This window comes from Streptomyces sp. NPDC029122, from assembly GCF_055569445.1.
The window spans coordinates 97,166-99,417 of record NZ_JBVHWK010000031.1 but is presented as its reverse complement, the minus strand read 5'-3'; the positions used below and the strand labels follow the sequence as shown (position 1 = coordinate 99,417).

The following is a 2,252-nucleotide window of genomic DNA, read 5'->3' as shown; positions in this document are numbered from 1 at the left end:
CCCCCCCCCCCCCCCCCCCCCCCCCCCCCCCCCCCCCCCCCCCCCCCCCCCCCCCCCCCCCCCCCCCCCCCCCCCCCCCCCCCCCCCCCCGCCGGATCAGCCGATCCGGGTCAGCTTGCTGCCGAAGCCCGGGGTGTCCAGAGCGCGCTGGAGCGCCACGGGCACCTTGACCTGGCTGGCGCCGTCGCCGACGGTCAGCACGCCGACCTGGGTCCCGGCCTTCGCCGACTCCGGAATGGCGGTGCCGCCGTCGCCGAGCTTGATGGCCACGGTGAGCGAGGACCAGCCGACCGCCTGGACGTCGGCGGTGGCGACGACCGGCGTGTGACCGCCGAGCCCGTCGTCCACGTAGCCCACGACCTGGCCCTTCTTCACGACGGGCGCGCCCTGGACCTCCTTCTGGGTGGCGATCAGCAGCGACCGGCTCGCGGCGATGACGCTGTCGATGATCGGCGGCTTGTGCTGGCCGAGGACCGCGCCGACGAGCAGCTGGTTGGTGTCGCCGACCTTCTTCTGGGCCGCGAAGAGGAGGTTTCCGCCGGCCTTGGTCGTCGTACCGGTCTTGATGCCGAGGGAGTCGTTGGCGGGGACGAGGCGGTTCCAGTTGGGCCAGGTCTTGCCGGTCTGGTCGGTCCAGCTGGGCATGCGGGTGATGTCGACCAGGGCCGGCATCTCGACGATCTTCAGTCCGAGCTTCACCTGGTCCTCGGCGGTGCTGACCGTGGTGGCGTCCAGGCCCGAGGGGTCGGTGTAGGTGGTGTTGGTCATGCCGAGTTCCTTGGCGGTGTCGTTCATCTTCTTGACGAACGCCTCCTGGGAACCGGAGTCCCAGCGCGCGAGCAGCCGGGCGATGTTGTTGGCCGACGGGATCATCAGGGCGGCGATCGCGTCGTATTCCGAGATCTTCTCGCCCTCCTTGACCGTGTTGAGGGTGGACTCGTTGTCCGACTTGTCCTTCTGGCCCTCGGTCTCGGCGGTCTTGTCGATGTCGATCATCACGCCCTTCTCCCCCTTCTTGAAGGGGTGGTCGCGCATGATGATGTACGCCGTCATCGACTTCGTGACGCTGGCGATCGGCACCGGCTTCTGCTCGCCGGAGCTGCCGATCGTGCCGAGGCCCGCGGCCGCCATGGAGGCCTGGCCCTCGGCCGGCCAGGGCAGGTTGGGCGCCCCGCCGGGGAAGGTGTACGTGGCCTTCGCGGTCAGCTTGAGCTTCGGCGCGGGCAGCGGGCGCACCAGCTGCACGACGGCGATCACGATGGCCAGGAGCAGCACGAGCGGCGCGTAGATCTTGACCCGCCGGATGGCGTTCCGCATCGGCGTGGGCGGCGGGGGCGGGTTGTTGGTGAGGTCCGCCAGCATGTCGAGCGGCGGCCTGGGGGGCAGCGGCTGCTGGGTGGTCCGCTCGCTGGGGTCCAGGCGCGGCGGGGCCGGCGGCGGGGTGGGCTTGGCCGCGGGCTTCGCGGCGGGGCCGGACTCGCCCTCGCCGCGCAGCGGTACGAAGGTGCTGACGCGGCGGTCGCTCTCGGCGCCGGGCTTCGCGGCGCCGGGCTTCGCGGCGCGGGGGGCCTGGGAGGGCTTTCCGGGCGCGGCCGGGGGCGTGCCGGGCTTCTCGGCGTCCTTGCCGCCGGCGTCCGGCTTCACGACGCCGAACGCGGTGGTTCGGACGTCCCCGGACGGCTTGTCGGCGGGCTTGTCGGCGGGCTTGCCGGCGGGCTTGTCGGTCGCCGGCTTCTTGGCGTCGGCGGGGGCGGAGCCGGGCTTCACGGCGCGGAAGACGGCGGTGCGCTCGCTGTCGGAGTCCGCGGGGGGCGTCGCCGGCTTCTTGGCGTCGGCGGGGGCGGAGCCGGGCTTGACCGCGCGGAAGACGGCGGTGCGCTCGCTGTCGGCCTCCTTGCCGTCCTCGGCACCCTTGGCGTCGGCGTCCGGCTTCACGACACCGAACGCGGTGGTACGCACGTCCCCGGACGGCTTCCCGGCCGGCTTCGCGGCATCCGCCGCCCCCGCACCGGACTTCGCGTCCTTCTCGGTCCCCTCCGCGCCGGCGTCCGGCTTCACCACACCGAACGCGGTGGTACGCACGTCCCCGGACGGCTTCCCGGCCGGCTTCGCGTCCTTCTCGGCACCCGCCGAAGCGGAACCCGGCTTCACCGCACGGAAGACGGCGGTGCGCTCGGCGTCGGCGTCCTCACCGTCCTCGGTCCCCTCCGCGCCGGCGTCCGGCTTCACCACACCGAACGCGGTGGTACGCA

General features: G+C 73.4%; 1 protein-coding gene. It reads right to left on the bottom strand.

Going from position 1 to position 2,252, the window contains the following annotated elements:
• Positions 1-96: 96 nt before the first annotated feature.
• The coding region (locus ACZ4WZ_RS28785) for a D-alanyl-D-alanine carboxypeptidase family protein (protein WP_467894777.1) at positions 97-2,252 on the bottom strand (2,156 nt) is incomplete at its 5' end.